Source organism: Delftia sp. CH05 (assembly GCF_009827015.1).
Lineage (GTDB): Bacteria > Pseudomonadota > Gammaproteobacteria > Burkholderiales > Burkholderiaceae_C > Comamonas > Comamonas tsuruhatensis.
Window position 1 is genome coordinate 46,825 of sequence record NZ_WUMG01000002.1, and the last position, 25,912, is coordinate 72,736.

General features: G+C 66.2%; 21 protein-coding genes. 11 read left to right on the forward strand and 10 right to left on the reverse strand.

Annotated features, from left to right (window positions below):
- The first annotated feature begins 228 nt into the window (after nt 1-228).
- Nucleotides 229-1,542: a branched-chain amino acid transport system II carrier protein gene (brnQ, locus tag GRX31_RS02070; RefSeq protein ID WP_016451105.1), complete on the forward strand. Its 1,314-nt coding sequence runs from the start codon at nt 229-231 to the stop codon at nt 1,540-1,542.
- Here the strand turns inward: brnQ and GRX31_RS02075 are convergent.
- The 3 genes from GRX31_RS02075 to GRX31_RS02085 form a co-directional block, all read right to left on the reverse strand.
- A complete protein-coding gene (locus tag GRX31_RS02075; protein WP_016445766.1) occupies nt 1,529-3,055 on the reverse strand; it encodes a methyl-accepting chemotaxis protein in 1,527 nt (508 codons plus the stop codon). The two genes, brnQ and GRX31_RS02075, sit on opposite strands and share 14 nt — an antisense overlap.
- A 167-nt stretch (nt 3,056-3,222) precedes the next feature.
- Complete coding sequence (gene lolA, locus GRX31_RS02080; RefSeq protein WP_160851295.1) at nt 3,223-3,858, reverse strand: outer membrane lipoprotein chaperone LolA; 636 nt, start codon at nt 3,856-3,858, stop codon at nt 3,223-3,225.
- A gap of 28 nt (nt 3,859-3,886) precedes the next feature.
- A complete protein-coding gene (locus tag GRX31_RS02085) occupies nt 3,887-6,250 on the reverse strand; it encodes a DNA translocase FtsK (RefSeq protein WP_016445764.1) in 2,364 nt (787 codons plus the stop codon).
- A gap of 260 nt (nt 6,251-6,510) precedes the next feature.
- Between GRX31_RS02085 and trxB the strand changes: the two genes are divergently transcribed.
- The 3 genes from trxB to rpmG all read left to right on the forward strand — a co-directional run bounded on the left by trxB (nt 6,511) and on the right by rpmG (nt 8,157).
- A complete protein-coding gene (trxB, locus tag GRX31_RS02090; protein ID WP_016445763.1) occupies nt 6,511-7,464 on the forward strand; it encodes a thioredoxin-disulfide reductase in 954 nt (317 codons plus the stop codon).
- A 268-nt stretch (nt 7,465-7,732) separates the two neighbouring features.
- Nucleotides 7,733-7,966: a 50S ribosomal protein L28 gene (rpmB, locus tag GRX31_RS02095; RefSeq protein WP_012207163.1), complete on the forward strand. Its 234-nt coding sequence runs from the start codon at nt 7,733-7,735 to the stop codon at nt 7,964-7,966.
- A 20-nt stretch (nt 7,967-7,986) separates the two neighbouring features.
- A complete protein-coding gene (gene rpmG, locus GRX31_RS02100) occupies nt 7,987-8,157 on the forward strand; it encodes a 50S ribosomal protein L33 (RefSeq protein ID WP_012207164.1) in 171 nt (56 codons plus the stop codon).
- 66 nt (nt 8,158-8,223) lie between these two features.
- Here rpmG and GRX31_RS02105 read toward each other — a convergent pair whose 3' ends face one another.
- Entirely contained in the window at nt 8,224-9,708 is a 1,485-nt protein-coding gene (locus GRX31_RS02105) for an aminotransferase-like domain-containing protein (RefSeq protein WP_016451100.1), read from the reverse strand.
- Between the two features lie 211 nt (nt 9,709-9,919).
- Here GRX31_RS02105 and GRX31_RS02110 point away from each other — a divergent pair, with 211 nt between their 5' ends.
- Complete coding sequence (locus GRX31_RS02110) at nt 9,920-10,288, forward strand: hypothetical protein (protein WP_016445761.1); 369 nt, start codon at nt 9,920-9,922, stop codon at nt 10,286-10,288.
- Here GRX31_RS02110 and GRX31_RS02115 read toward each other — a convergent pair.
- Both GRX31_RS02115 and GRX31_RS02120 read right to left on the reverse strand, forming a co-directional pair.
- Entirely contained in the window at nt 10,263-11,486 is a 1,224-nt protein-coding gene (locus GRX31_RS02115; protein WP_016451099.1) for a DesA family fatty acid desaturase, read from the reverse strand. The genes GRX31_RS02110 and GRX31_RS02115 overlap by 26 nt on opposite strands.
- A 116-nt stretch (nt 11,487-11,602) precedes the next feature.
- A complete protein-coding gene (locus GRX31_RS02120) occupies nt 11,603-12,931 on the reverse strand; it encodes an RsmB/NOP family class I SAM-dependent RNA methyltransferase (protein WP_047472756.1) in 1,329 nt (442 codons plus the stop codon).
- A 92-nt stretch (nt 12,932-13,023) separates the two neighbouring features.
- Between GRX31_RS02120 and GRX31_RS02125 the strand changes: the two genes are divergently transcribed.
- Nucleotides 13,024-13,296 carry a DUF1653 domain-containing protein gene (locus tag GRX31_RS02125; protein WP_016445758.1) on the forward strand — a complete coding sequence of 91 codons (273 nt, stop codon included), beginning with the start codon at nt 13,024-13,026 and terminating at the stop codon, nt 13,294-13,296.
- Between the two features lie 7 nt (nt 13,297-13,303).
- On the opposite strand, the gene purN is transcribed toward GRX31_RS02125, so the two are convergent.
- Nucleotides 13,304-13,882, reverse strand: coding sequence for a phosphoribosylglycinamide formyltransferase (gene purN / locus GRX31_RS02130; RefSeq protein ID WP_016445757.1), 579 nt, complete (start codon nt 13,880-13,882; stop codon nt 13,304-13,306).
- Between the two features lie 96 nt (nt 13,883-13,978).
- On the opposite strand from purN, the gene GRX31_RS02135 reads away from it, so the two are divergent.
- The 3 genes from GRX31_RS02135 to GRX31_RS02145 all read left to right on the forward strand — a co-directional run bounded on the left by GRX31_RS02135 (nt 13,979) and on the right by GRX31_RS02145 (nt 17,135).
- On the forward strand, nt 13,979-14,659 hold the full coding sequence (locus GRX31_RS02135; RefSeq protein WP_016445756.1) for a YceH family protein: 681 nt from the start codon (nt 13,979-13,981) through the stop codon (nt 14,657-14,659).
- A 109-nt stretch (nt 14,660-14,768) separates the two neighbouring features.
- Nucleotides 14,769-15,950 carry an acyl-CoA dehydrogenase family protein gene (locus GRX31_RS02140; protein ID WP_017405188.1) on the forward strand — a complete coding sequence of 394 codons (1,182 nt, stop codon included), beginning with the start codon at nt 14,769-14,771 and terminating at the stop codon, nt 15,948-15,950.
- 69 nt (nt 15,951-16,019) lie between these two features.
- Nucleotides 16,020-17,135, forward strand: a complete 1,116-nt coding sequence (locus GRX31_RS02145) for an acyl-CoA dehydrogenase family protein (protein WP_160851298.1) — start codon at nt 16,020-16,022, stop codon at nt 17,133-17,135.
- Nucleotides 17,136-17,237: 102 nt separating this feature from the next.
- On the opposite strand, the gene GRX31_RS02150 is transcribed toward GRX31_RS02145, so the two are convergent.
- The 3 genes from GRX31_RS02150 to GRX31_RS02160 all read right to left on the reverse strand — a co-directional run bounded on the left by GRX31_RS02150 (nt 17,238) and on the right by GRX31_RS02160 (nt 21,673).
- Nucleotides 17,238-18,185 carry a bestrophin family protein gene (locus GRX31_RS02150; RefSeq protein ID WP_016445753.1) on the reverse strand — a complete coding sequence of 316 codons (948 nt, stop codon included), beginning with the start codon at nt 18,183-18,185 and terminating at the stop codon, nt 17,238-17,240.
- Between the two features lie 123 nt (nt 18,186-18,308).
- Nucleotides 18,309-20,564: an IPTL-CTERM sorting domain-containing protein gene (locus tag GRX31_RS02155; protein ID WP_237426601.1), complete on the reverse strand. Its 2,256-nt coding sequence runs from the start codon at nt 20,562-20,564 to the stop codon at nt 18,309-18,311.
- Between the two features lie 407 nt (nt 20,565-20,971).
- Nucleotides 20,972-21,673, reverse strand: coding sequence for a response regulator transcription factor (locus GRX31_RS02160; RefSeq protein ID WP_016445751.1), 702 nt, complete (start codon nt 21,671-21,673; stop codon nt 20,972-20,974).
- Nucleotides 21,674-21,841: 168 nt separating this feature from the next.
- Between GRX31_RS02160 and GRX31_RS02165 the strand changes: the two genes are divergently transcribed.
- Both GRX31_RS02165 and GRX31_RS02170 read left to right on the forward strand, forming a co-directional pair.
- Nucleotides 21,842-23,821: a sensor histidine kinase gene (locus tag GRX31_RS02165; RefSeq protein WP_160851302.1), complete on the forward strand. Its 1,980-nt coding sequence runs from the start codon at nt 21,842-21,844 to the stop codon at nt 23,819-23,821.
- Nucleotides 23,809-25,860, forward strand: coding sequence for a sensor histidine kinase (locus GRX31_RS02170; RefSeq protein ID WP_160851304.1), 2,052 nt, complete (start codon nt 23,809-23,811; stop codon nt 25,858-25,860). The genes GRX31_RS02165 and GRX31_RS02170 overlap by 13 nt, the downstream gene beginning before the upstream one ends.
- Nucleotides 25,861-25,912: the final 52 nt, after the last annotated feature.

Genomic DNA, 25,912 nt, shown 5'->3' on the forward strand with positions numbered 1-25,912 from the left:
TCACTGAAACGACATGGATTGTTTGCATGCACCCCATCAAGAGCAATCACTGACATTTCACACCTGCTTCGGGCCGCAGCCCTAAAATGCTGCCCTTTGCGGAGCCGGCCGCGCGATCCGCGCGCGACCTTCGGGCCTGCGTCATCGCAGCCTTCCAACCCCGCGCCTCCCTCCGTTTACGGAACCGCCTGCCATGCGGCAATGCGGGGCCTTTTCATTTCTGCATCCATGCAAACACTCAAGACCAGGGACCTGATCGCCCTAGGCTTCATGACCTTTGCGCTGTTCCTCGGCGCGGGCAACATCATCTTTCCGCCCATGGTCGGCCAGGGCGCCGGCGAACACGCGGCTGCCGCGGCCACCGGCTTCCTGCTGACGGGCGTGGGCCTGCCCCTGCTCACGGTGGTCGCACTGGCGCGAGTGGGCGGCGGCATGGACGCACTGACCTCGCCCGTGGGCCGCAAGGCCGGAATGGTGCTGGGCCTGCTGATCTATCTCATCCTGGGGCCGCTGTTCGCCACGCCGCGCACGGCGACGGTGTCGTTCGAGATGGGCTTTGCGCCTTTCATGGGCCACAGCAGCACAGCCCTGTTCATCTACTCTGCCGTGTACTTCGCCCTGGTCATGGGCCTGTCCCTGTTCCCGGGCAAGCTGATCGACAACATCGGCAAGCTGATCACGCCCGTGTTGATCCTGGCGCTGGTGGTGCTGGGCGCCGCCGCCGTGCTGCTGCCGGCCGGGGAGGCCACCAGGGCCAGTGGCGACTACCTGGTGTCGCCGCTGACCGAAGGTTTCCTGGAGGGCTACCAGACCATGGACGCGCTGGGGGCGCTGGCCTTCGGCATCGTCATCGTCAACGCCATCCGTGACCGCGGCATCTCCGATACCGGCCTGCAGACGCGCTACGCCATCGTCGCGGGCGTGATCGCCGCCGTCGGACTGGGCATGGTGTATCTGTCGCTGATCCATCTGGGCGCCACCAGCCAGTCCATCGCCCCGCAGGCACAGACCGGCGTGCTCATCCTCACGCGCTATGTGGATCACACCTTCGGCCCCATCGGCAGCCTGCTGCTGGCCGTGGTGATCTCCCTGGCCTGCCTGACCACGGCCGTGGGCCTGGTCAGTGCCTGCGGCGCCTACTTCAGCCAAATGCTGCGCCTGCCCTACCGTGCAGTGGTGGTGGCCATCGGCCTGGCCTGCATTCTGGTGTCCAACCAGGGCCTGGCCCAATTGATCGCCGTATCCGGACCCGTGCTCGTGGGCATCTACCCGCTGGCCATCGCCCTGGTGGTGCTGAGCCTGCTGTCTGGCCTGTGGCGCAATGCGCAGCGGGTGTTCGCACCGGTGCTGGCCGTGGCCCTGTTGTTTGGTCTCATCGATGCAGCCAGGGCTGCCGGCTGGCAGGACTGGCTGCCCGCGTTCCTGAACAGCCTGCCGGGCAACGGCATGGGCTGGGCCCTGCCCGTGGCCGCGACCCTGGTGCTGGCCGCCCTCCACGACCGGCTGCGCCCTGCGCCCGCCGCCGCGTTCAAGCCGTCCTGAACCTTGACATGAGTTCGACCAGCTGATGGGCCTGCTTGCGCAGGCTCTCGGCGGCCGAACTGGTCTGCTCCACCAGCGCGGCGTTCTGCTGGGTGCCTTCCTCGATGCGGACGATGGCGCTGTTGACATGGCTCACGCCCGCGCTCTGTTCGCCGCTGGAATGGCTGATGGCGCCGATCATGCGCGAGACCTTGGCAATCGCCTCCTGCACCGAGGCCATGGTCGCGCCCGCACTGTCCACCTCCTGGGCGCCCAGGGCCACGCGCTGGGCGTTGGCCTGGATCAGGTCGCGGATCTCCCGCGCCGCACCCGAGCTGCGCTGGGCCAGCGTGCGCACCTCGGCGGCCACCACCGCAAAGCCCCGGCCCTGCTCGCCGGCCCGTGCGGCCTCCACGGCCGCGTTGAGCGCAAGAATGTTGGTCTGGAAGGCAATGCCGTCGATCACCTCGATGATGCTGACCACGCGCTCGGATGCATCCTGGATGCTGCGCATGGTGCCCACGACGGCCGAGATGGCATCGCCGCCGCGCGTGGCAATGTCGCTGGCGGAGGAAGCCAGCAGGTTGGCCTTCTCTGCGTGATCGGCATTGCCGCGCACGGTGGAGTCGAGCTGGTCCATGGACGATGCCGTCATCTGCAGGGCCGACGCCTGCTGCTCGGTGCGCTGGGCCAGGTCGCTGTTGCCCGCTGCGATCTGCGAGCTGGCGGATGCCACCTGCTCCGCATTGCCGCGCACTTCCACGACGATGCTGCGCAGCTGTTCCTGCATGGCGCCCAGCGCCCGCAGCAGCTGGCCCAGCTCGTCGCGGCCGCCGCTCGCTATGGCATTGGTCAGATGGCCACGGGCCACGTTCTCGGCCAGCCGGACCGCGCTGCGCAGCGGTGCCACCACGGCGCGGGTGATGAGCCAGCCAATGGCCACGCCGGCCACGGCCGCCACCAGCATCAGCGCCAGGCTCAATTCCGTGGCGCGCCTGCCGCTGCTGTACGCATCGTCGGCCACGGACTTGCTCTGGGCAGCGATGCCTGCCTTGAGTTGGGACAGCAGCTCGGCCGGCTCGCGGTCCACGCCGCGCACGGCCATGTCGCCCACGGAGGGGTCGAAGCCCGTGGCCTCGAACTTGTCCAGGCCCACGCGATAGCCCTCGGCCATCTTGCGGTGCTGTGCCACAAAGCGCTGGGCCATCTCGCGCAGGGCGGCGTCTTCCACCAGGGCCAGCAAGGCGGTGGTCTTGTCCTGCACGGCGCGCTCATCGGACAGAAAGCCCTTCCAGTGCCGCTCGCGCAGCGCGTTGTCCGAGCCGCGCAGCAGCACGTTCTTCCATTCCTGGACCTGGGTCTTGAAGTGGCCTTCCACTTCTGCGGCAAGGCGCTCTGCGGCCATGTGGCGCTGTACGTCGCCGTGAAAGACGCCAAGGGATTGATGGGCCGACCAGAGGCCGAAGAATCCGGCGGCCAGGGTGAATAGCAGCGCCATGGCAATGGCGAGCGGCAACTTGCGACTGAGGTTCATAAAGACATGCGAGAGCCGGCCAGCATGTCCTCGAAGGGACGCCGAAACAGTCGCTGGCCGCAGGCCGCTATTGTCCCGGCGATATTAGGCAAAACCATTACAAAACCTCACAAACTGCGCACCGCAGCGTGTGAGGTTCTTGAAGGGCCGCCCTGTGCAGCGGTGGATTACTGCTTGAGCACGTCGGCGCCCGCAGGCACCTTGAACTCGAAGGTCGAGGCCGGCAGGGATGCGTGGGTCTGCAGCTTGCTGAAGCGGATCAGCGAACGCTGGCCAAAGCTGTCGAGGATGTCCAGCGCCGAAAGCTGCCCATCGGCTGCAAAGCCCACGCGCACGCTCTTGAGCTGGCCGTTCCTGTCCTTGGGGCTGGCCTGGACCCATTGCAGGCCATCCTGCTCGGGCGCGGACTGCAGATCGAAATCGGCGCTCAACGCCTTGAGATCGCTGGCCGACGCCAGGATGGCGGCAGGCGTGCTGCCCAGGGCCTGGGCCTGCGCGCGCTGCGTGACCTGGTTGAGGTCGGCGTCATAGAGCCACAGTGTCTTGCCGTCGGCCACGATGGTCTGCTCGAACGGCTTGGTGTAGACGAACCTGAACTTGCCGGGACGCTGGAATTCGAATTGGCCGCTGGAGTTCTTGGTGCGCGGCGGCTGGCCATCCTTGGACGGGGCCGTGACGGCCTGGGTGAATTCGGCGCGGCCGGCCTGGGAATTTTTCATGAAGGCTTCCAGGCTCTTGAGGCCATCGGCCCACGAAACCGTCGCGCTTGCCGCGATCACAACTGCAGTCAACAGACGTTTCATTCTTTCTCCATGATTGCGAAATGCGGGCTCATTCCCCGGCGCGCGCCGGCACCAGCACTTCGCGCTGCCCGCTGGCCGTGAGACCGCTGACCAGGCCCGCCTTTTCCATATCTTCCAGCAGGCGGGCCGAGCGGTTGTAACCAATCCTGAGCTTGCGCTGCACATACGAGATGCTGGCCTTGCGGTCCTTGAGCACCACTTCCACGGCCTGGTCGTACATGGGATCCTTCTCGCCGTTGCCACCGTCGCCGGACTCCGCGCCGAACTCGCTGTCGCCCTCGGCCGTGCCGCCTTCGAGCACACCCTCGATATAGTCGGCCTCGCCCTGCTCCTTGAGGTAGCCCACGACGCGGTGCACTTCCTCGTCGGACACAAAGGCGCCGTGCACGCGCACGGGCAGGCCCGTGCCGCTGGCCATGTAGAGCATGTCGCCCATGCCCAGCAGGGACTCGGCACCCATCTGGTCGAGCACGGTGCGGCTGTCGATCTTGCTGCTGACCTGGAAGGCGATGCGCGTGGGAATGTTGGCCTTGATCAGGCCGGTGATCACGTCCACGCTGGGGCGCTGGGTGGCCAGGATCAGGTGGATGCCGGCCGCGCGGGCCTTCTGGGCCAGGCGCGCGATCAGCTCCTCGATCTTCTTGCCGACCACCATCATCAGGTCGGCCAGCTCGTCGATGACGATGACGATGTGCGGCAGGCGCTGCAGCGGCTCGGGCTCCTCGGGCGTGAGGCTGAAGGGGTTGGGAATCGATTCCTCACGCGCCTTGGCCTCGTCGATCTTGGTGTTGTAGCCCGCCAGATTGCGCACGCCAAGCTTGCTCATGAGCTTGTAGCGGCGCTCCATCTCGGCCACGCACCAGTTCAGGCCATTGGCGGCCTGCTTCATGTCGGTGACCACGGGGCACAGCAGGTGAGGAATGCCTTCGTAGACCGACATTTCCAGCATCTTGGGGTCGATCATCAGCAGGCGCACATCGCGGGCCTCGGCCTTGTACAGCAGCGACAGGATCATGGCGTTGATCCCCACCGACTTGCCCGAACCCGTGGTGCCAGCGACCAGCACGTGCGGCATCTTGGCCAGATCGGCCACCACCGGGTTGCCCACGATGTCCTTGCCCAGGCCCATGGTCAGCATGCTCTTGGCATCGTGGTAGACCTGCGAGCCCAGCACCTCGGACAGGCGGATGGACTGGCGCTTGGCATTGGGCAGCTCCAGCGCCATGAAGTTCTTGCCGGGGATCGTCTCGATCACGCGGATGGACACCAGGGACAGCGAGCGCGCCAGATCCTTGGCCAGGTTCACGATCTGCGAGCCCTTGACACCCGTGGCCGGTTCGATCTCGTAGCGCGTGATCACGGGGCCGGGCATGGCGGCCACCACATGCACTTCCACGCCAAAGTCCTTGAGGCGCTTTTCGATCAGCCGGCTGGTCATCTCCAGCGTCTCGGGCGAGACGCTTTCCTGGCGCTGCTGCGCCGCATCGAGCAGGTCCACCTGGGGCAGCTTGCTGTCGGGCAATTCGGAGAACAGCGGCTTCTGGCGCTCCTTGACCACGCGCACGCTGGGGGCTGCCGCCTCCTGCAGCACGGGCTCGATGATCTGCACGGGCTGCGGGTGCTGCACGGCGCTTTCCGTGCGCTCTTCCTGCAACACCTCTTCGCGCTCGCGCGCGGCACGGCGGCCTGCGGCCTCGTCCCGGGCCTTCTCGCGGCGCGCGAAGAGGAAATGCACCCATCCATCCAGGCGTGCGCCCATGGATTCGGCCAGATGCCCCCAGGAAAAGCGGAACACCATGGCCAGGCCGATCACGGCCACGCAGATGCCGATCAGGCCCGAACCCATGAAGCCCAGCCATTGCAGGCTGTGGTAGCCCAGCATGTAGCCAAAGACGCCGCCGGCAGGGCCTGGCAGTACGCTCTCGAAGCGGTACAGCCGCGTCCATTCCAGCGCGCAGCTTGCGCCCAGCAGCAGCAGCAGGCCACCCCAGAAACGCAGGCGCCGGCGCCACAGCGGCGGCAGTTGCACGCCATCGCGGGGCACGCCGCCCCGCAGCCAGCGGGCGAAGGAAGACATCCAGGTCTGCACCGAGGCCAGCACCAGCCACCAGACCGACATGCCGAAGCCGAAATAGCAGGCGTCGGCCAGCCAGGCTCCGACGCGGCCCATCCAGTTGGCGACCAGGCGCGCGTGTCCCGCCCCGGAGGTGGACCACGCTGGATCCTGGGGCGAGTAGCTGAGCATGGAGGCAAGCCAGAACACCAGGGCCAGCAGCCCCGCCAACAGCAGCATTTCATGGCCGAAGCGCGCCACCATGCCGGGGCGCGCCGCAGACTTGGATTTGCCCTTGGCGGATGTGGAAGCGTTCAGAGCGTTCAATGAGTAGGTCATACGCAGGCGGGAGCTTACCCCAGCCCCCTCGGGCTGGCCGCAAAAACAGCCAGGACGGCCTGCTAGCGTAATGCAAGCACTTGCAACAGAACATGACGCCGCTGCATGACGGCGCCATGCCGATCATTTTTGACAATCCGGGCCATTGATCCGCATGGCAACGGGAACCCGGCTGCGGAGCGATACTCCATGGCTGTGCCCGATGTATCTTTTTTCTGCACGCCGACTGCCGGCGTGCGCCTTTTTCAAGAACTGCATCCATGTCTTCTACGCAACACGCCAAAGTCCTGATCCTCGGCTCCGGCCCTGCCGGCTACACGGCCGCCATCTACGCCGCGCGCGCCAACCTCAACCCGCTGCTGGTGACCGGCATGGCCCAGGGTGGCCAGCTGATGACGACGACGGAAGTGGACAACTGGCCTGCGGACGTGAACGGCGTACAGGGCCCCGAACTGATGCAGCGCTTCCTGGAGCACGCAGAGCGCTTCAAGACCCAGGTGGTGTTCGACCACATCCACAGCGTCGATTTCTCCAAGCGCCCCTTCACGCTGACCGGCGACTCCGGCACCTATACCTGCGACAGCCTGATCATCGCCACGGGCGCCTCGGCCAAGTACCTGGGCCTGCCCTCCGAAGAGGCCTTCATGGGCCGCGGCGTCTCGGGCTGCGCCACCTGCGATGGTTTCTTCTACCGCGAGCAGCCCGTGTGCGTGGTCGGCGGCGGCAACACCGCCGTCGAGGAAGCCCTGTACCTGTCCAACATCGCCAGCAAGGTCACCCTGGTGCACCGCCGCGACAAGTTCAAGGCCGAGCCCATCCTCGTGGACAAGCTCATGGACAAGGTCCGTGCCGGCAAGATCGAACTCAAGACCCACTTCGTGCTCGACGAGGTGCTGGGCGACCAGTCCGGCGTGACCGGCATCCGCATCAAGAGCACCCAGGATGGCCATGCCGAGGACATCCAGCTGCAGGGCTGCTTCATCGCCATCGGCCATGCGCCCAACACCGAGATCTTCAAGGGCCACCTGGAGATGGACGAGACCGGCTACATCATCACCCAGGGCGGCCTCAAGGGCTTCGCCACCCAGACCAGCGTGCCCGGCGTGTTCGCGGCCGGCGACGTGCAGGACCATGTCTACCGCCAGGCCATCACCAGCGCCGGCACGGGCTGCATGGCCGCGCTGGACGCCCAGCGCTTCCTCGAGCAGGAATAAGCGGGATGCCATCCCGCCCGCCCTGCCCTCGTGCAGGGCGGCAAAAGCCCCTGGCTGCCGCCGTGATTGGCTGGCCCAGGGGCTTTTCTCATGAAGACGCTATAATCCATGGCTTTGCTGAATTTGAAGCGCGCCTTGCTTGCATGGCCAGGACACTTTCAGCGATGGGGTTACCGCCACCCTTTATGGCGAGGTGAGGTTGCCGGCAGGCCCTGCAGCAAATGCAGGGCATCAGCGTCGGCGGCTGTACAACTATCGGAGTGTCCTCATGGCACGCGTATGTGAAGTAACGGGCAAGAAGCCCATGGTGGGAAACAACGTTTCCCACGCCAACAACAAGACCAAGCGTCGTTTCCTGCCCAACCTGCAATACCGCCGTTTCTGGGTTGAGAGCGAAAACCGTTGGGTGCGCCTGCGCGTTTCCAGCGCTGCTCTGCGCCTGATCGACAAGAACGGTATCGACTCCGTGCTCGCAGACCTGCGTGCCCGTGGCCAAGCCTAAATCCCTCAAGGAGAAACACCATGGCTGCTAAAGGCGGACGCGAAAAGATCAAGCTGGAATCCACTGCAGGAACCGGCCACTTCTACACCACGACCAAGAACAAGAAGACAATGCCCGAGAAGATGGCGATCATGAAGTTTGATCCCAAGGCTCGCAAGCACGTCACGTACAAGGAAATCAAGCTGAAGTAATTCAGCCTGTCCCTGGTACCGACAAAGAAACCGCCCGGCGCAAGCCCGGCGGTTTTTTTGCGTCCCTCACCCGTGGCGCGCGGGCTGGCCCAGCTGCGCGCAGGCCATGGCGCCGAGATCGCGACAGGCCTGCTCGACCACGCCATCCACGGGCAGGGTGCAGCCCAGGCGCATGCAGTGCTCGTAGCGGCCCGAGTTGGAGAACATGCTGCCCGGCGCCGTGCGTATGCCGCGCGCCAGCGCCTGCGTGAACAGCGCGGACGTGGACACGCCAGCCGGAAGCTCCAGCCACAGGCTGAGCCCGCCGGGCGGCAGGCTTAGCCGCGTTCCCAACGGGAAAAAGCGCGCCACCAGCTGCGCCATGCCCTCGCGCTGGCGCCGCAGCTGCTGCTTCAGGCGCTGCAGATTGCGCAGATGCGCGGGCGAGCCCACGCAGGCGGCCGCCAGCAACTGGGCCAGGGTCTGGGTCCCCCGGCTGCGCGCGAACTTGAGCATCTGCACACGGCCATGCCACTGGCCGGCGTTCATCCAGCCCTGGCGCAGGCCTGGCGCCATGCTCTTGTTGAAGGCCTCGCAATAGATCACATGTCCCGGCAGGCGGTCCCAGGCCTTGATGGGGCGCACGGGCTGGCTGCTTTCCACGAACAGGCCGTAGGAGTCGTCCTCGATCAGCGCCACGCCGTGGGCGGCGCACAGCTCGACCAGTCTGGCCTTGTGTTCATCGGGAATGCGCGTGCCCAGCGGCATCTGCAGCTCGGGCACGACCACCACGGCCTTCAGCCGGGGCTGGGTCTGCAGGGCCAGCTCCAGTGCCTCGAGGGACAGGCCGGTGCGCGGGCTGCAGGGAATCTCCAGCGCCTGCATCTGCAGCGACTCCACCACCTGCAGCAGGCCGTAATAGGTCGGCGACTCCACGGCAACCACGTCGCCGGGCGAGGCCACAGCGGCCAGCGCCAGGCTCACGGCCTCGGAATTGCCCGTGGTCGCCAGCACATCGGCCGGTGCGACATGGATGCCCGCCGCCAGCGCGCGCCGCGCCATGGCCCGCTGGAAATCAGGGTGGCTGCCCATCATGGAACGCCCCAGCACCAACAGGTCGGGCTGCTCGCGCAGCAGCCGGGCAGCCGCCTGGTTCAGGTAGCCGCGATCGAACAGTTCCGGCGGCGGCGTGGCACCGCCCAGGTCCACCTGCACATCGGCCTGGCGGCCGCGCTCCAGCATGAGCGAGATGTGCTCATTGATGCCCGCAAAGTGCTGTTGTGGCAACGGCTGCACGGGCTGGCTCAGATCCGGCTCGCTGGCAGGCGCCAGCCCTGCAGGCCGGGCATCGCGCACGAAGTAGCCCACGCGCGGGCGGGCCTCGAGCTGACCCAGATCCTCCAGATGCCGCAGCGTCTGCAGCGCCGTGGACAGGCTGACCTCGTGGCGGCGCATCAGCTCGCGCACGGAAGGCATGCGCTCGCCCGCCTTGAGCGTGCCCATCTCCATGGCCAGGCTGTAGTCGGCCGCCAGGCGGCGGTACAGGGTGGGGGCGGCGCTTGCAGCGGTCATGGGCAGGATGGAAAACGGCTGGGGATGGAAGTGCTTGACCGAGATCTTGTCTCAAAGCGCTGTTACGCAACAGATACAGATCATCAGGTCATGCAGCAGAACAGAACATGGACTGCCTGCACTGCTGCGGCGCAACAAACCACAACCTGTGCCTGTGCCAAAGAGGGCCGAATGCCTACGCTTGGGGCCTGGAACTACAGGACACCGACCCATGCACAACGCCCACACCCGCTCTTTCGAACTGCGCCATCTCGCCCCCGGAAACGACCTGTATCTGTCCATGCAGGAGGGCTGCGAGCTGTTCTGCCGCCAGGGCAGCCTGGAAATCAGCGTCCCGCAGCAGGCCTGGGCCGATGCAGCGCCGGGGCTGACCCTCAGGCTGCAGCCGGGCCAGGGCTGGCGCGCAGGCGCGGACCTGCGGATAAGAGTCCGCTCCGTGTCCCAGGCCACGGCAGGTCTGGAACTGCAGCCGAACCCCGCAGCAAAAAGCCGCATCGCCTCCGAAGAGAAGATGCGGCCCCGGGAATGGACGCTTGCCGGCTGGCTTCGCAGCTTCAGGCGTGGGCAGCGCGCAGCTTGACCGAGAACTCCTTGAGCGCAGCAATGCCGCTGGCCTCGGCGCGATGGCACCAGGCCTGCAGATGGGCCGTCAGCTGCTCGCGCGACAGCGAGGTGTTGAGCCACAGCTGGCGCAGCTCCTCGCGCATGACCAGCATCTGGTCCAGCACGGGATGGGCGGCGCGCGCCTGGGCCAGCTGGTCCTGCGCCTGGGCGGGCACCTTGTCGGCATCGCGGTGCAGCCAGCGGCGCGCCGTCCTGAGCAAGGACAGGTCGGCCTGCTGCGCCTTGCGCTGCTTGAGCGCATCGAGTTCGAACTGCACGGCGGCACGCACGCCGCGCGCATAGCGGGCCATGACCTCGTAGCGGTTAGCGATCACGGCCTCCAGCGTCTTTTCGTCGGCCACAGGCTTGATGGCGCCCATGACCAGCCTGGGCGGCGTTTTCTTGACCTTGGCCCAGCCGACCGCCTGCATCGCCCGGATGTAGGCCCAGCCCACATCGAACTCATAGCGCTTGACCGAGAACTTGGCCGAGGTCGGATAGGTGTGGTGGTTGTTATGCAGTTCCTCACCGCCGATGACCAGGCCCCAGGGCACGAGGTTGGTGCTGGCGTCCTGGGCCTCGAAGTTGCGGTAGCCCCAGAAATGGCCCAGGCCGTTGACCACGCCGGCAGCCCAGAACGGAATCCAGGCCATCTGCACGGCCCAGATGGTCAGTCCGATGGCGCCGAACAGCAGCACGTTGATGACCAGCATCAGAGAAGGACCCCAGATCGAATGCCGGCTGTAGAGATGGCGCTCGATCCAGTCGTCGGGCGTGCCGTGGCCGAACTTCCTGAGCGTCTCGGCGTTCTTGGCCTCTTCGCGGTACAGCTCCGCGCCCTGGCGCATCACGGTATCCAGCCCGCGCGTTTGCGGGCTGTGGGGATCGTCCTCGGTTTCGCACTTGGCGTGGTGCTTGCGGTGGATGGCCACCCACTCCTTGGTGACCATGCCCGTGCCCAACCACAACCAGAACCGGAAGAAATGCGAGGGCACTGGCCCCAGGTCCAGCGAACGATGGGCCTGGCAGCGGTGAAGGAAGATGGTGACGCCCGCAATCGTGACGTGGGTGGTGACCAGGGCATACAGCAGCAGCTGCCACCACGACAGCTGCCACAGGCCATGGGCCATCCAGTCCAGGGCAATATTCCAAACCGACGCGAAATCCACAGACATGACCCAAGCCTTTGCCAAAGCCGGCGCCCAGTGGCACCGATGCCTCAATTTTAGGCGAGCCCCCCGTGAAGGCGTTCGGCAATCTCCCGCGATTTACAGCTTATTGCGTCTGCAAGTTACGGCTTCCGGGTCCAAACGGCGGCGAAAAACCCGTCCGTCTCATGGCGCTGGGGCCACAGGCGCAGGTACTGCGTGCCGGTCTCGCCGCCGCTGCACAGCACATCGCCCCGCTCCACCTTGAGCTGGGCCAGAAGTTCTCCGGCATCCATGGCCACGAAGTCAGAGTGCTCCGATGCAAAGGCGTCGGCGATGGCTTCGTTTTCCTGGGGCAGGACCGAACAGGTGGCATAGACCAGGCGCCCGCCCGGCTTGACCAGCCGCGCAGCACTGGCCAGGATGGCCGCCTGCTTTTGCGTGAGCTCCTCAATGGCCTTGGCCGACTGGCGCCACTTGAGGTCGGGGTTGCGGCGCAGCGTGCCCAGGCCCGAGCAGGGCGCATCGACCAGCACGCGGTCGATCTTTCCGGCCAGGCGCTTGACGCGGTCGTCGCGCTCGTGGGCGATGGCCGCGGGGTGCACGTTCGACAGGCCCGAGCGCGCCAGGCGCGGCTTCAGGGCCTCGAGCCGGTGGCCCGAGACATCGAAGGCGTACAGACGCCCCGTGCTGCGCATCGAAGCACCAATGGCCAGGGTCTTGCCGCCTGCGCCTGCACAGAAATCGACCACCATTTCGCCGCGCTTGGCATCGAGCATCAGCGCCAGCAGTTGCGAGCCTTCGTCCTGCACCTCGATGGCACCGCGCGTGAAAGCGTCCATCCGGGCCAGCGCCGGCTTGCCCTGCACACGCAGGCCCCAGGGCGAGTAAGGCGTGGCCTCGGCGGCGATGCCGGCATCGGCCAGTTCCTTTTGCACATCGGCACGCTTGGCGTTCAGCGCATTGACGCGCAGATCCAGCGGCGCGGCCTGCTCCATGCTCTGGGCAAAGGCCCAGAAGTCATCGCCCAGTTGCTGCTGTAGCGGCGCGACCAGCCATTCGGGAAGGTTGTGGCGGTGCGGCTCCATCAGTTCGTCGGGACGCACGGCCTCGCAGGCGTCCAGCCATTGCAGCTCCTGCGGCGACAGCGCGGCGCGCACGAAGCTGCGTGCGTCCTTGACACCTTGCTCGGTCTTGCCAGCCACGCGGGCCAGTGCCTCCTGGCTGTGGGCAAAGCCCAAAATGGCCAGCCTGCGCTCACGCGAGCCGCTGCCAGAACGCGCCAGGCTCTCAAAAAGCAGCTTCTTGCGCAGCACGGTGTAGGCGGTCTCGGCCAGCGCAGCGCGCTCGCGCGGGCCCAGGTTGCGGTTTTCACGGAAAAAGCGTGACACCACGGCGTCGGCCGGATGTTCGAAAGTCAGGGTGCGCTTGACCAGTTCGGCGCAGGCGTCGAGAAGCTGTTTGGGATGCATGGCCGCGATTGTCCCACTGCCTTGCAAATCCGAGAGGGGCGCAGGTCGGAACCCGGAGCAACGCCGGGCTGGCACGGCTACCATGGCACCCCATGACCGATGACGACCTGCCCCCTCTGATTGCCACGCCCCCGGGCCTGTACCGCCACTACAAGGGCGCTCCCTACGAGGTGCTTGCCACCGTGCGCCACAGCGAAACGCGCGAGTCCATGACCCTGTACCGCGCGCTCTACGGCGAGCGCGGCCTGTGGGTGCGGCCGGCCGCCATGTTCAACGAAACCGTGGTCATCAACGGCGTGGAGCAGCCCCGCTTTGCACGCTGCCCCGAAGTGGAGCAGCAGGCCTTTCAGAGCGAAGGCCTGTGAGCAGACCCTAGCCCCGCATCAACTGCGCCACGGCGCGCGGGTAGATGATGTGCTCCTGCACCAGCACGCGCGCGGCCAGTGCCTGGGCCGTGTCGCCGGGCAGCACGGGCACCACGGCCTGCTCCAGGATGGGGCCCACATCCAGCTCGGCCGTCACGCGGTGCACGGTGCAGCCGGCGAAGCGGCAGCCTGCATCGATGGCCCGCTGGTGCGTGTGCAGGCCCGTGAAGGCGGGCAGCAGCGAGGGGTGGATGTTGATCATGCGACCTTCGTAATGCGCAACGAAGCCCGGCGTGAGGATGCGCATGAAGCCGGCAAGCACGACCAGCGCGGGCGCGTGCCGGTCGATCACCTGGGCCAGCTCGGCGTCGAAGGCCTCGCGGCTGGGGAACGGGCGGTGGTCCAGCACTTCGGTGGCAATGCCCTGCTCGCGCGCGAAAACCAGGCCCGAAGCCTCGGCCTTGTTGCTGACCACGGCGGCCACGCGGGCGCCATAACGCCGCGCCCAGTCCTGTTGCTGCGAAGCACGCACAATGGCAGCCATGTTCGAGCCGCCGCCCGAGATCAGGATCACGATATTTTTCATGGGCGGCGATTGTCGCACCGCGGGCCGCGCGGCCTGCGCCAGCCCCGGCAAGGCCCATGGCCCTGCCGGGCCTTGTCACCTCTTGCCCTCAGACCCATGCCATTCGATCCCCGCTCCACCCCCTTGACCGCCGTCGAAGCCCGCGTGCTGGCCACCCTGATGGAGAAGGCGCGTACCGTGCCCGACAGCTACCCGCTCACGCTCAACGCACTGGTGACGGGCTGCAACCAGAAAAGCAGCCGCGATCCGGTGATGGAAGTCAGCGAGGGCGAAGCCCAGGAAGCGCTGGACAGCCTGCGCCTGCGCACCATGTCCGTGCAGATCAGCAGCGCACGCGCCACGCGCTGGGAACACAACTTCCCGCGCGGCGTGGGTGTGCCCGACCAGAGCGCCGTGCTGCTGTCCCTGCTGATGCTGCGCGGCCCGCAGACGGCTGGCGAGCTGCGCATCAACTCCGAGCGCTGGCACCGCTTTGCCGACATCTCCTCGGTCGAAGCCTTCCTGGAAGAGCTGCGCGAGCGCAGCGAGGAAAAAGGCGGCCCGCTGGTCGTCCTGCTGCCCCGCGCGCCCGGCGCGCGCGAACAACGCTGGGCCCACCTGCTGTGCGGCCCCGTGGACGTGAACGCGATCGCCTCGGCCCCTGCGGCAGCAGGCGCACGCGGCGATGCCCTGGCCCAGCGCGTGGTCGATCTGGAAGCCCAGGTACGCCAGCTGCAGGCACGTCTGGCACATGTCTACGCCCAGCTGGGTCTGGAAGAACCCGATCAGCCTGCCTGATATCCGGCGGCGGTGAAGCCATCAGGGATTGCCATAGGTTGTCACGCCCTGGACAGTTCAAAAAAGAACGCGCGTGCTACAAAAGCCGGGATTGAAGGAGACACAGTCCATGGACCTGGCATTTACCCCTGAAGAACAGTCCTTTCGCGAGGAAGTCCGCGCCTGGGTGCGGGCCAACCTGCCCCAGGACATCGCGCACAAGGTGCGCCATTCGCTGCGCCTGACGCGCGACGACCTGCAGAACTGGGCCAAGATTCTTGGCAAGAAAGGCTGGCTGGGCTACGGCTGGCCCAAGCAGTTCGGCGGACCCGGCTGGAACGCCGTGCAAAAGCACCTGTTCGAGGAGGAATGTGCCCTGGCCTGCGCGCCGCGCATCATTCCCTTCGGCCCCGTGATGGTGGCGCCCGTGATCATGGCCTACGGCACGCCCGAGCAGCAGCAGCGCTTTCTGCCCGGCATTGCCAGCGGCGAAGTGTGGTGGAGCCAGGGCTACTCGGAGCCGGGCTCGGGCTCGGACCTGGCCAGCGTCAAGACCCGCGCCGAGCGCGTGGGCGACAAGTACATCGTCAACGGCCAGAAGACCTGGACCACGCTGGGCCAGTACGGCGAATGGATCTTCTGCCTGGTGCGCACCAGCAACGAGGGCAAGCCCCAGACCGGCATCAGCTTCCTGCTGGTGGACATGAAGAGCCCTGGCGTGACCGTGCGCCCGATCAAGCTGCTGGACGGCGAGTGTGAGGTCAACGAGGTCTTCTTCGACAATGTGGAAGTGCCGGCCGAGAACCTGATCGGCGAGGAGAACAAGGGCTGGACCTACGCCAAGCACCTGCTCAGCCACGAGCGTACCAACATCGCCGACGTGAACCGCGCCAAGCGCGAGCTGGAACGCCTCAAGCGCATCGCCAAGGCCGAAGGCGTCTATGAGGACCAGCGTTTCCGCGACGAGATCGCCAAGCTCGAAGTCGACGTCGTGGCGCTGGAGATGCTGGTGCTGCGCGTGCTGTCGGCCGAGAAATCGGGCAAGAACCCGCTGGACATCGCCGGCCTGCTCAAGATCAAGGGCAGTGAAATCCAGCAGCGCTACTCCGAGCTGATGATGCTGGCCGCAGGCCCCTTCAGCCTGCCCTTCATCGAAGAAGCCATGGAAGCCGGCTGGCAGGGCGACTTCCCCGGCGGCGTGGCGGACAACGCGCCGCTGGCATCGACCTATTTCAACATGCGCAAGACGACGATCTACGGCGGCTCCAACGAGGTCCAGAGAAACATCGTCGCTCAGACGGTGCTGGGCTGATTTTGGCTGGAGTTTCGCTGACCCCAGAAGTGCGCCGGACGCGCTTCGATCAGCTTCGGGAGACAGAAAATGGACTTTGATTTTTCGGATGACCAGCAGCAACTGCGCGACGCGGTGCGCCGCTGGGTGGACAAGGGCTACACCTTCGAGCGCCGCCGCTCCATCGTCGAGGCGGGCGGCTTCTCGCGCGAGGCCTGGGGCGAGCTGGCCGAACTGGGCCTGACGGCACTGACCGTGCCCGAGGAGCACGGCGGCCTGGGCCAGGGCGCCACCGACGTGATGGTGGTGATGGAAGAGCTGGGCCGCGGCCTGGTGATGGAGCCGCTGGCACAGGCCTTCGTGGCATCCAGCGTGCTCGGCCAGCATGCCGACGCCACCGTGGCCGGCCAGTGGCTGCCGCGCGTGGCCAGCGGCGAGGCCCTGGTCGTGCTGGCACACCAGGAGCGCCAGGCCCGTTACCGGCTCGACGTCTGCGCGGCCACGGCCGGCAAGAGCGGCAGCGGCTACACGGTGGATGCCACCAAGAGCGTGGTGCCCGCAGGCGACGCGGCCGATGCCTTCCTGATGCCGGCCCAGCTGGACGGCAAGATCGCCCTCTTCCTGGTGGAACGCAGCGCCAGCGGCGTCAGCACCCAGGGCTACCGGACCCAGGATGGCAGCCGCGCCGCCGAGCTGCGCTGCCAGGCGGCCCCCGCCACGCTGGTGACGACCGATGGCCTGGCCGCCCTGACGCTGGCCCAGGACGTGGCCAACGCCGCCCTGTGCGCCGAAGGCGTGGGCGCCATGGAGCAGACACTGAAGCTCACCACCGAGTACATGAACCAGCGCAAGCAGTTCAACACGGTGATCGCCAGCTTCCAGGCCCTGCGCCACCGCGTGGCGGACATGAAGATGCAGCTGGAGCTGGCCCGCTCCATGAGCTACTACGCCAGCCTCAAGATGAACACGCCCGAGGCGGAGCGCCACGTGGCCATCGCGCGCGCCAAGGTCCAGCTGGGCCAGTCGCTGCGCTATGTGGGCCAGCAGTCGGTGCAGCTGCACGGCGGCATCGGCGTGACCGACGAGTACGCAGGCAGCCACTACTTCAAGCGCCTGACGCAGATGGAGATGACGGGTGGGGACACGCTGCACCATCTGGGCATCGTGTCCGGGAAGATGCAGGACACGGCCGGCGTGTTTGCCTGAGCCTCGGGTCCCGCTTCAGACCACCAGGCCCCGCAGGAAACTGCGGGGCTTTTTCATGGGCTTTTCATGGGCCTTTGCTTTTTCCCATGCTTGCCCGCCGCCTCAGGTCAGCCTGTAGCCCTCGGGCCTGAGCGGCGCGGGCAGATCCGTCTCGCCCAGCGTGCGGCCCAGGCTGATCTCGATGGAGCGGCAGATGGTGTCCAGCGGCAGGTCGTTGCTCTCCAGGCCAAAGGGCTCTTCGAGTTCATCGCCAAGGGCGTCGAGCCCATAGAAGGTGTAGGCCACGATGGCCACGACAAAGGGCGTCATGAACCCGGTCGTGTCCACCAGGCCGAACGGCAGCAGAAAGCAGTACATATAGGCCGTACGGTGCAGCAGCAGCGCATAGGAGAACGGCATGGGCGTGTTGCGTATGCGCTCGCACGAGGCGGCAGCGGCCGTCATGCGTGTGAAGGTCTTGTCCATGGACGCGGCCAGGCAGGGCTCCATCTCGCCACGGCGCACACACTGCGCCAAGTCATGCCCCATGGACATCATCAGTGCGTCGCAGCGCTGCTCCAGCGGCAGGGCCTGGATTTGGCGCCATTCCCTGTCCACGAGCCAGCGGCCGGCTTCGGCATCGTCGTGCAGGCCCCGCAGCTGGGACCGCAGCGAATGCGCGAAGGCAACAGCCCGGTGCACCATGCGCACGCGCACGTCGCTGTCGCGGCGCCGGGGATCGGGCACCGTGTCCAGCGCAATCAGGCTCTGGCACTGGCGCGCCAGCGTGCGCGCGCAGATCACCATCTCGCCCCAGAGCTTGCGGCCTTCCCAGTAGCGGTCATAGGCGGTGTTGTTGCGAAAGCCCAGGAAGATGGCCAGCGGCAGGCCGATCAGCGTGAAAGGGATGGGCGTCACCGTGATCTTCACGTCGAAGAGATTGCCATGCACCAGGGTGATGATGGCGGCAAACACGATGTTCACGAGCAGCGTGACCTGGATGCGCTGGAGCACCGAGCCCCGCAAAATCAGAAACAGCCTGAGGCCGGCGGGGCGATCACGGACGATCATGGGGCGAATGCTAGGTATAAACCCTTATTCGATCACATATTGAGCATGTCAATGGGCTGCGGCCATGCTCCGAACCAAAAAAAAGCGCCCCGAAGGGCGCCCTGCGTCACGACCGGTTGCCGGTCACAGCGCGTTGAAGCGGCGGCGGCGCACCATGCCCCAGCCCATGATGCCCATCAAGACGGACATCAGGATCAGGCCCCATTCGGAGAGGGTGGGGATGGAGGCGGGCGATACGGCCACGGCCACCGCGCGGGAAGCCGTGTTGTTGGCCGGGTTGGCATCTCCGGTCGCACCGGTGCTGCCCGTCAGTGCCACCGCCCCCACGGAGCTGGGCGTTCCGCTGACCGTGCAGGTCACGCTGGCGCCCGCAGGCACGGCATCCCCTGCGGACCAGGCTGCATTGGAGGGGCTGATGCGGCAAGCGCCCTGGCTGACGCCAGGCGGCAGTCCCGTGACTGCGCACGAGGTCCCTGCCGATGCATCGGCCGAGCCCTGGTTCTTGCAGACAAAACTGCCGCTGTAGGGCGTGCCGGCAGTGAACGCGGTCGGCAGACCGCTCAGATCGACGCCCATGTCGGGCACTGCAACGGTGGACACATTCATGGTCGCGGTGTTGTTTGCCGCATTCGAATCATCCGTTGCGCCCGTGGTGCCCGTGACCGTGGACGAACCTGCGGCCGTGGGCGTACCGCTCACCTGGCAGGTGACCGTGGCTCCCACCGGCACCGCATTGCCCGCCACCCACGCGGCATTGCCGGGGCTGATGGAGCATGCGCCTTGCGTCACGCCAGCCGGCAGGCCGGTGACGGCGCAGGAGGTGCCGCTCACGGCGTTGGCCAGGCCCTGGTTGCTGCAGGTGAAGCTGCCGCTATAGGGAATGTTCAGCGGCGAGGTGGAGGGCAGTCCGCTCAGATTGACCTGCATGTCCGGCACTGTGGTGACCGTGATGTTCGATGTGGCCGTGTTGTTGCCCGGGGTCAGGTCGTTGTCGCCGCCCGTGGTCACCGTGACCGTCGAGCTGCCGCCTGGACCCGTCGGTGTGCCGGAGACCTGGCAGACCACCGTCTTGCCCGCAGGCACCACGGCGGGCTGCATCCAGGCCGTGCCGTCTATCGTGCATTGGCCTGCCGTCACGCCAGGGGGCAGACCGGAGGCATCGCAGATGGCCTGGCCTGCGCTGGCTGCACCATCGTTCTTGCAGGAGAAGCTGCCGGTGTAGGGCACGCCGACCACGGCGGTGGGCGGGAGTCCGGAGACCTCAGGCACCATGTCGCTGCTCGCCGCGGGAGCCAGCAATTGGGTCTGCACCATGGCACCGAGCAGGGTCGAGGTCAGGTCGCCTCCGATGGTGTAGTTACCGTTGTTGATCTGGTCTGACGGCGTGCCCGCAGGAACCTTCACGGTCATCGTGAACGTGCCCGACTGCCCGGGAGCCAGGGTCCCAAAGTCGCACTGGGCAGGGTCTGAACTGCCCACGGCCGGGGCCGTGCAAGCGCCGCCGTCGCCGGCCAGCGACACGAACGTGGTCGGACTGATGCCCGCATCCGTGCCCACGGGCATGGCGGGCGTGACCTTCACGTTGTTCACCGGGGTGCTGCCGTTGTTCGTATAGGTGTAGGTGTAGGTGATCTCCGTGCCGTCCGCCTTGGGCGCGCTGACAGGCCCGGACGCGCTGATCCACAGGGTCTTGGGCAGGGTCGTGCCGAAGTTGTCAACGTACAGATGGCCTGCGTGGCCACCGGCACTGCAGGCCGAGGCCACGGCCTGCAGCCTGACCTTGTCGCCTACCCGCAGGTAGGCATTGCCAGGAGCGACATCGTAGGCCTGGGGGTCGGTGTAGTTCTGGATGGCACCGCCCTTGTCGGTAAAGGTCTTCCAGGGTGCTCCCGGCTCGCCGCCGTAGTGGTATTTGAAGAACAACTCCTGGGGTGAGCCCGTCAGATCCGTGGAGGTCTGGGCGTCATAGGTCTTGACCAGCGAGATGGCAAAGTAGGGGCGATCCTCGCCTCCGTGATTGCTGGCGTACTCAAGCACGGGCGCCGCGACAAATCGGATGTGGATCTTGCCGTCCTGGTCGATGTCATCTGCAGTCAGCGTCACTTCCTGGGTGATGGAACTTGCCGTATTGACCTGCTGGGTCCAGCCGGCGAGTCCCCCCGTGACCTTGCTGGACCGAGGTATCACGTTGCTGGCTGGGGTGGCGCTGTTCGCCTTGAGGTTGATGCGGGCAGAGTGGGAGCCTGCCAAAGTCAGTTTGAGGGCGGACTGGCCGGCGTCACCCCGGAACAGGACTTCGTCTGCAGCGCCTTCCGAGCCGCTGGCGATTTCGACCAGATGGGACTTGGTGCCAGGTGGCTGCAGGCGCAACTCGCTCAAGCGCTTCGGATTGGCCTGGGTGCCATTGTTGGTCCAGGCCTGGGGGGTCCAGCCAGTCAGGTCCCCTGCCTCGAAGTCCCCATTCAGAAATGCCGCCTGCGCAACTGCACCCACCATTGCCAGGGTGCCGGCTGCAACCAGACTTCTGGCCTGCCTCCAGGCCTTCATGCGCGGCCCTGTGGGCCGGATATGCAAACTCTGTCTCGCCATACCATTCCTCTCTTCATGTGTGTTTGATCACGGTTGAAAACTCCGACGGCCCACGCCGCCCGCCTGCGCACGCCGCCAGCACCAAGCCGCCCAATCACGCGCACGCGCTTTTGCAGCAAAAAAATGGGCGAACGAATCCCTTCCGCATGCCCGGACGGCAGCGGTTCAAAAAGCTGAAATGGAGAAGAAAAAGGCGCCTAAGGCACGAACACCAGCCCTCGACCGAACACGGCCCTCACCGGCAGGGCCAGCCCGGAGATATCCAGGGTCTTGCGGCGAAGCCGCGTCAACTGCGATTCAATGCGATGAAAACCGTCATCCACATCGGCATAGCCCATGGCCTCGATCAGGGTCTGCTTGGACACCATGGTCCCAGGGGTTGCCATCAGGCAGCCGAGCAATTCCAGCTCGCGGCTGGTCAGGGCAATGATCTGGTGGTTGGGTGCGACCATGCAGGCCGACAGGGGGTCAAGGCGCCAGGTCAGGAATGGGGCGGACGCCCTGCCCGGCTGACCGGTGTTGCGGCGAAGCTGGGAGCGGATGCCGGCCACCAGCTCGTTCATGTCGGTGGGCTTGACGAAGTACTGCAGCGCGCCGGCATTGAGGCCGGCAATGCGGCTGTCCAGATCGCCGCGTGCCGTGAGCACCACCACGGGGATCTCCTGCTCGGCCAGGCGCTTGACCAGGCTCAGCCCGTCCTCGCCGGGCAGACCCAGGTCGACGACGACCAGATCTGCCTTTTCGCGCAGTAGCTTTATGTAGAAGTCTTCTGCAGAATCCGTGCCCCAGGCATGCAGGCCAGACTTTGTTAAAAATCGACACACATTGATACGAATATCCTCGTCGTCCTCTACGACGGCGACGGTGAACTCGATCGATGGCTCTAGTGTCTGCTGCATGATGTTTGCCTATTGGTGCGCGGATTTTCATTGGGGTGAACGTCCGCCGCCATGCACGAACACTCTCGAATGCTCACAGTTCAGAGAAACACACAAAAATTTACTTTTATTGCATGGATCACGGTATCGCTCGGGCTGCTCGCATTTTTCGTGCTGAGCCCGGCAACCATGTCTCCCCCTGACAAGGGACTGCGTCTGGGCAAGGACCTGCCGATGCAGGTGCTTGCCGATGCGGGCCGCAGCATGACCATTGAACAGGTCGCGGCCCTGCCCGATGATGCCTTCGAAACCCGGCGCACGCCTCTGAACGAGGGCTATACCCGCCAGGCTTACTGGGTGAGGGTTGCCATGCCTGCCCTCGCACCCGCCAGTGCGCTGGCCGGCAATGATCCGCTGTGGCTGGAGATCACGCCCACCTATCTGGACAGGGTCACGCTCTACCAGCAGGCGAATGGCCTGTGGCAGGCACGCGAAAGCGGTGACACGGTGCCCATGGCCCAGCGCATCCATGTGCGCCAGCTGGTGTTTCCACTGCGCGCCGGCCAGCCCTTTGTGCTGCGCATCGAGACCAGCAGCGCCATGCAGCTGTACGCCACGGTCTGGCGCAGCACGGGGCTGATGGCCTGGCTGTCCAGCGTGGAGTGGGCCTCGGGGGTGCACCAGGGCGTGAACCTGGTGCTGACCTTGCTGATCGCCGGCGCAGCCCTGGCCCTTCGCATGCGCAGCCTGATGGCCATGACGCTGCTGGCGTTCGTGGTTCTGACCCACAACGCCAATGTGCGCGGCTATGCCCAGCTGTGGCTGCCCGAGCCCTGGGCGCCGCATGCGGATATCTGGGTGAGCGTGGGCGTCTTCCTGCTGCCTGCCGCCTTTGCCTGGCAGGCACGCGAGACCTTGACGCGCGGCACGATCTGGCGCCGCATCGACCGCATGCTGGTGCTGCTGACCTTGGCGCCCCTGCTGGCCTTGCTCAGCATTCCCATGGGGCACTACACGCAATGGGCCTGGCTAGGAGTCAGCGTCCCCTGGATGGCCAGCATGCTGAGCGCTCTGGTGGCCTGGAAGAACCTGCTCCGCCAGGGCCCCAGCATCGTCAACCTGCTGGTGCTGATTCCCTACACGCTGCATGCGGTCATGGGCATCCACGTGGCTGCAGCGTTCACGGGGCTGGTGTCCTCCGACATCGAAGCCGGCATGTACTGGCAACTGGAATCGCTGCTGCTGTACATCCTCATCATCATTGCCGTGGGCGCCAGCCTGGTCGAGAAATTCCAGAACTCCATGGACAGGCAGGCGCAACTGGTGGATTCACTGGCCCGTTCCGAGCACGCGCTCGAAGGCCGGGTACGCACACGCACGGCCGAGCTGCTGCATGCACAGAACGCGCTGCAGGCCGCGCTGCACGGCGAACGCACCCTGCGGCTGGAGCAGCGCCAGTTCTTCAACATGGTCAACCATGAATTCCGCACGCCGCTGGCCGTGGTGGACAGCGCGGCCACGGAGCAGTTGACCTTTCCGTCCACCGACATCGACTCCCAGCTGGAGCGGGCCGCCCAGATCCGGCGTGCCTGCAGGCGCCTCACGGCCCTGGTGGACAACTGCCTGGTCAGCGACCGCCTGGACGCGCCTGCGTTCCGGCTGCAGCTCGACCGGGTTCCGGTGACGGACCTGATCGACGATGCCGTACAGCTCGTGCACTGGTCGCGCCGCCATCATCTGAGACTGGAGACTGCCGGCATCCCCGCCTCCTGGCAGTGCGATCCCACGCTGGTGCGCATCGCCCTGTCCAACCTCGTGGACAACGCCGTGAAATACGCCCAGGCCGGCGAAATCGCCGTGTGTGCCCGCCTGGACGGGCAGGGCCGGCTGGAGCTCACCGTCAGCGACGAGGGCCCTGGCCTGGCGCCCGAGCTGGCGCAGCGCATCTTCGAGCTGCACGAGCGCGGAGAGCGCTCGGACCAGACCCGAGGCTTCGGCCTGGGCCTGTGGGTGGCCCGGCGCGTGGCCCAGATGCATGGCGGCGATGTGCAGGTCACGCCAGCTGCGGGCGGAGGCACCTGCTTCACGCTGACGCTGCCCTGCAGCATTCCCGAAGACAGCGGCCTTGCCACAGCTGCAACACAGCCCGCCTCGCCATGCGTATCCTGAACCTGCTGCGTGTCCTGAACCGTCTGGCGCTGCCGGGCTGGCTGGTGTTTTCGCTGGTGCTGGTGGTCTGCTTCATCCTCAGTCCGGCCTGGCAGTCCCTTCCAGCCAAGCGCCTGCAGCTGGGCACGGACCTGCCCATGCTGGCGCTTGTCGATGCGCAGGGCAGCCTCACCATCGACCAGGTGGCAGCACTGCCCGATACGGACTTCACCGCGCTGGACACACCGCTGAACAAGGGCTACACGCGCGATGTGTATTGGCTCAAGGTGCAGGCTCCCTATATCGCGGCCGGGAAGATCGACCCCGAGCAGGACCCTCTGTGGCTGGAGATCCTGCCCAGCTACCTGGACCAGGTCGCGCTGTACCAGTACATGGACGGTGCCTGGCGCATGCGCAGCAGCGGCGATACGGCAACCGGCGAACCACGGGTCCATGTGCGCCAGCTCGTGTTTCCGCTGTACACGGACCAGCCCTTCATCCTGCGCGTGCAGACCTCAAGCCCCATGCAGCTGGACGCCACGATCTGGCGCAGCAGCGGTCTGATGACGCAGTTCTCGGCCGTGGAATGGGCATCGGGCATCCACCAGGGCATCAACCTCATGCTGGCCCTGCTGATCATCGGGGCAGCCCTGGCCTTGCGGTTGCGCAAACTGGCCGCCATGGCCGTGGCAGCCATCGCCGTACTGATCCATGGCGCCAGCGACCGGGGCTACCTGCAGATCTGGCTGCCCGACCATCTGGCGCACTGGGGCCATCTGTGCGTCAGCCTTGGCACCCTGATGCTTCCCGCCGCCCTGGCCTGGCAGATGCGCGAGCTGCTGACCCGCGACACACGCTGGCGGCGCATGGACCGGGCCCTGCTCGCCCTGGGAATCATCCCGTTGCTGTGCCTGCCAAGCATCCCGCTCGGCCGCTACCAGGACTGGGCCTGGATAGGGGTCGGCGCGCCCTGGGCCATCAGCGCGCTGTTTGCGGTGGTCGCATGGAGCAATCTGCTGCGCGATCGTGCCAGCCTGGTGCATGTGCTGATGGTCGTTCCCAGCACCATGTACGGGCTCATGGGGCTGTATGTGACGGCAGCCTATGTGGGCCTTGCCAGCCTGCCCACCATAGAGACCAGCGTTTTCTGGCAGCTCAACACCTTGCTGGTCAACATCGTGATCACCGTGGCCGTCGGCGCCGGCCTGATCCAGAAATTCCGGGACTCCATGGCGCGCCAGGCACAACTGCTCGAATCCCTGGCCAAATCCGAGCATGCGCTGGAAGAGCGCGTGCGGCTGCGCACGGCCGAGCTGCTGCGAGCGCAGAACGCGCTGCAGGCGGCGCTGCACAGCGAACGCACGCTGCGACTGGAGCAGCGGCAGTTCTTCAACATGGTCAACCATGAGTTCCGCACGCCGCTGGCCGTGGTGGACAGTGCCGCCACCGAGCAACTTTCCTTTCCCTCCCCCGACATCGACTCCCAGCTCGAACGCGCCGCCCAGATCCGGCGCGCCTGCAGACGCCTCACGGCCCTGGTGGACAACTGCCTGATCAGCGACCGCCTGGACGCTCCCGCCTTCAGGCTGCAGTTGCACCGCGCTCCTGTCATGGAGCTGGTCGATGATGCCGCGCAGCTCGTGCACTGGTCTCGCCGCCACCGTCTGCGCCTGGACAGCGCGCAGGCGCCCGCCATCTGGGAGTGCGACTCCACGCTCATCCGCATCGCACTGTCCAACCTCGTGGACAACGCCGTGAAGTACGCCAAGGCCGGAGAAATCACCGTGCGCGCGCGCACCGACGACCGTGGTCAGCTGGAACTCACCGTCAGCGACCAGGGCCCAGGCCTGGCGCCCGAGCTGGCGCTGCGCATCTTCGAGCGCTTCGAGCGCGGCCACCGCTCCGACCAAGCCCGCGGCTTCGGCCTGGGCCTGTGGGTCGCCCGACGCATTGCGCGACTGCATGGCGGCGACATACAGGCGGCACCTTCACCGGAGGGCGGCACGAGCTTCACGCTCACGCTATCGAGCACCTCATACAGGACAGCACCCCTTGTGTAACCCAACCTGGCATAGGGGCGGATGAAGAATCCGCGATAATCGAGAGTTATCT

What these genes read in the sequence shown, in the direction of transcription:
- brnQ (WP_016451105.1), top strand. Translation starts at nt 229, where the DNA reads ATGCAAACACTCAAGACCAGGGACCTGATCGCCCTAGGCTTCATGACC.
- GRX31_RS02075 (WP_016445766.1), bottom strand. Translation starts at nt 3,055, where the DNA reads ATGAACCTCAGTCGCAAGTTGCCGCTCGCCATTGCCATGGCGCTGCTA.
- lolA (WP_160851295.1), bottom strand. Translation starts at nt 3,858, where the DNA reads ATGAAACGTCTGTTGACTGCAGTTGTGATCGCGGCAAGCGCGACGGTT.
- GRX31_RS02085 (WP_016445764.1), bottom strand. Translation starts at nt 6,250, where the DNA reads ATGACCTACTCATTGAACGCTCTGAACGCTTCCACATCCGCCAAGGGC.
- trxB (WP_016445763.1), top strand. Translation starts at nt 6,511, where the DNA reads ATGTCTTCTACGCAACACGCCAAAGTCCTGATCCTCGGCTCCGGCCCT.
- rpmB (WP_012207163.1), top strand. Translation starts at nt 7,733, where the DNA reads ATGGCACGCGTATGTGAAGTAACGGGCAAGAAGCCCATGGTGGGAAAC.
- rpmG (WP_012207164.1), top strand. Translation starts at nt 7,987, where the DNA reads ATGGCTGCTAAAGGCGGACGCGAAAAGATCAAGCTGGAATCCACTGCA.
- GRX31_RS02105 (WP_016451100.1), bottom strand. Translation starts at nt 9,708, where the DNA reads ATGACCGCTGCAAGCGCCGCCCCCACCCTGTACCGCCGCCTGGCGGCC.
- GRX31_RS02110 (WP_016445761.1), top strand. Translation starts at nt 9,920, where the DNA reads ATGCACAACGCCCACACCCGCTCTTTCGAACTGCGCCATCTCGCCCCC.
- GRX31_RS02115 (WP_016451099.1), bottom strand. Translation starts at nt 11,486, where the DNA reads ATGTCTGTGGATTTCGCGTCGGTTTGGAATATTGCCCTGGACTGGATG.
- GRX31_RS02120 (WP_047472756.1), bottom strand. Translation starts at nt 12,931, where the DNA reads ATGCATCCCAAACAGCTTCTCGACGCCTGCGCCGAACTGGTCAAGCGC.
- GRX31_RS02125 (WP_016445758.1), top strand. Translation starts at nt 13,024, where the DNA reads ATGACCGATGACGACCTGCCCCCTCTGATTGCCACGCCCCCGGGCCTG.
- purN (WP_016445757.1), bottom strand. Translation starts at nt 13,882, where the DNA reads ATGAAAAATATCGTGATCCTGATCTCGGGCGGCGGCTCGAACATGGCT.
- GRX31_RS02135 (WP_016445756.1), top strand. Translation starts at nt 13,979, where the DNA reads ATGCCATTCGATCCCCGCTCCACCCCCTTGACCGCCGTCGAAGCCCGC.
- GRX31_RS02140 (WP_017405188.1), top strand. Translation starts at nt 14,769, where the DNA reads ATGGACCTGGCATTTACCCCTGAAGAACAGTCCTTTCGCGAGGAAGTC.
- GRX31_RS02145 (WP_160851298.1), top strand. Translation starts at nt 16,020, where the DNA reads ATGGACTTTGATTTTTCGGATGACCAGCAGCAACTGCGCGACGCGGTG.
- GRX31_RS02150 (WP_016445753.1), bottom strand. Translation starts at nt 18,185, where the DNA reads ATGATCGTCCGTGATCGCCCCGCCGGCCTCAGGCTGTTTCTGATTTTG.
- GRX31_RS02160 (WP_016445751.1), bottom strand. Translation starts at nt 21,673, where the DNA reads ATGCAGCAGACACTAGAGCCATCGATCGAGTTCACCGTCGCCGTCGTA.
- GRX31_RS02165 (WP_160851302.1), top strand. Translation starts at nt 21,842, where the DNA reads ATGTCTCCCCCTGACAAGGGACTGCGTCTGGGCAAGGACCTGCCGATG.
- GRX31_RS02170 (WP_160851304.1), top strand. Translation starts at nt 23,809, where the DNA reads ATGCGTATCCTGAACCTGCTGCGTGTCCTGAACCGTCTGGCGCTGCCG.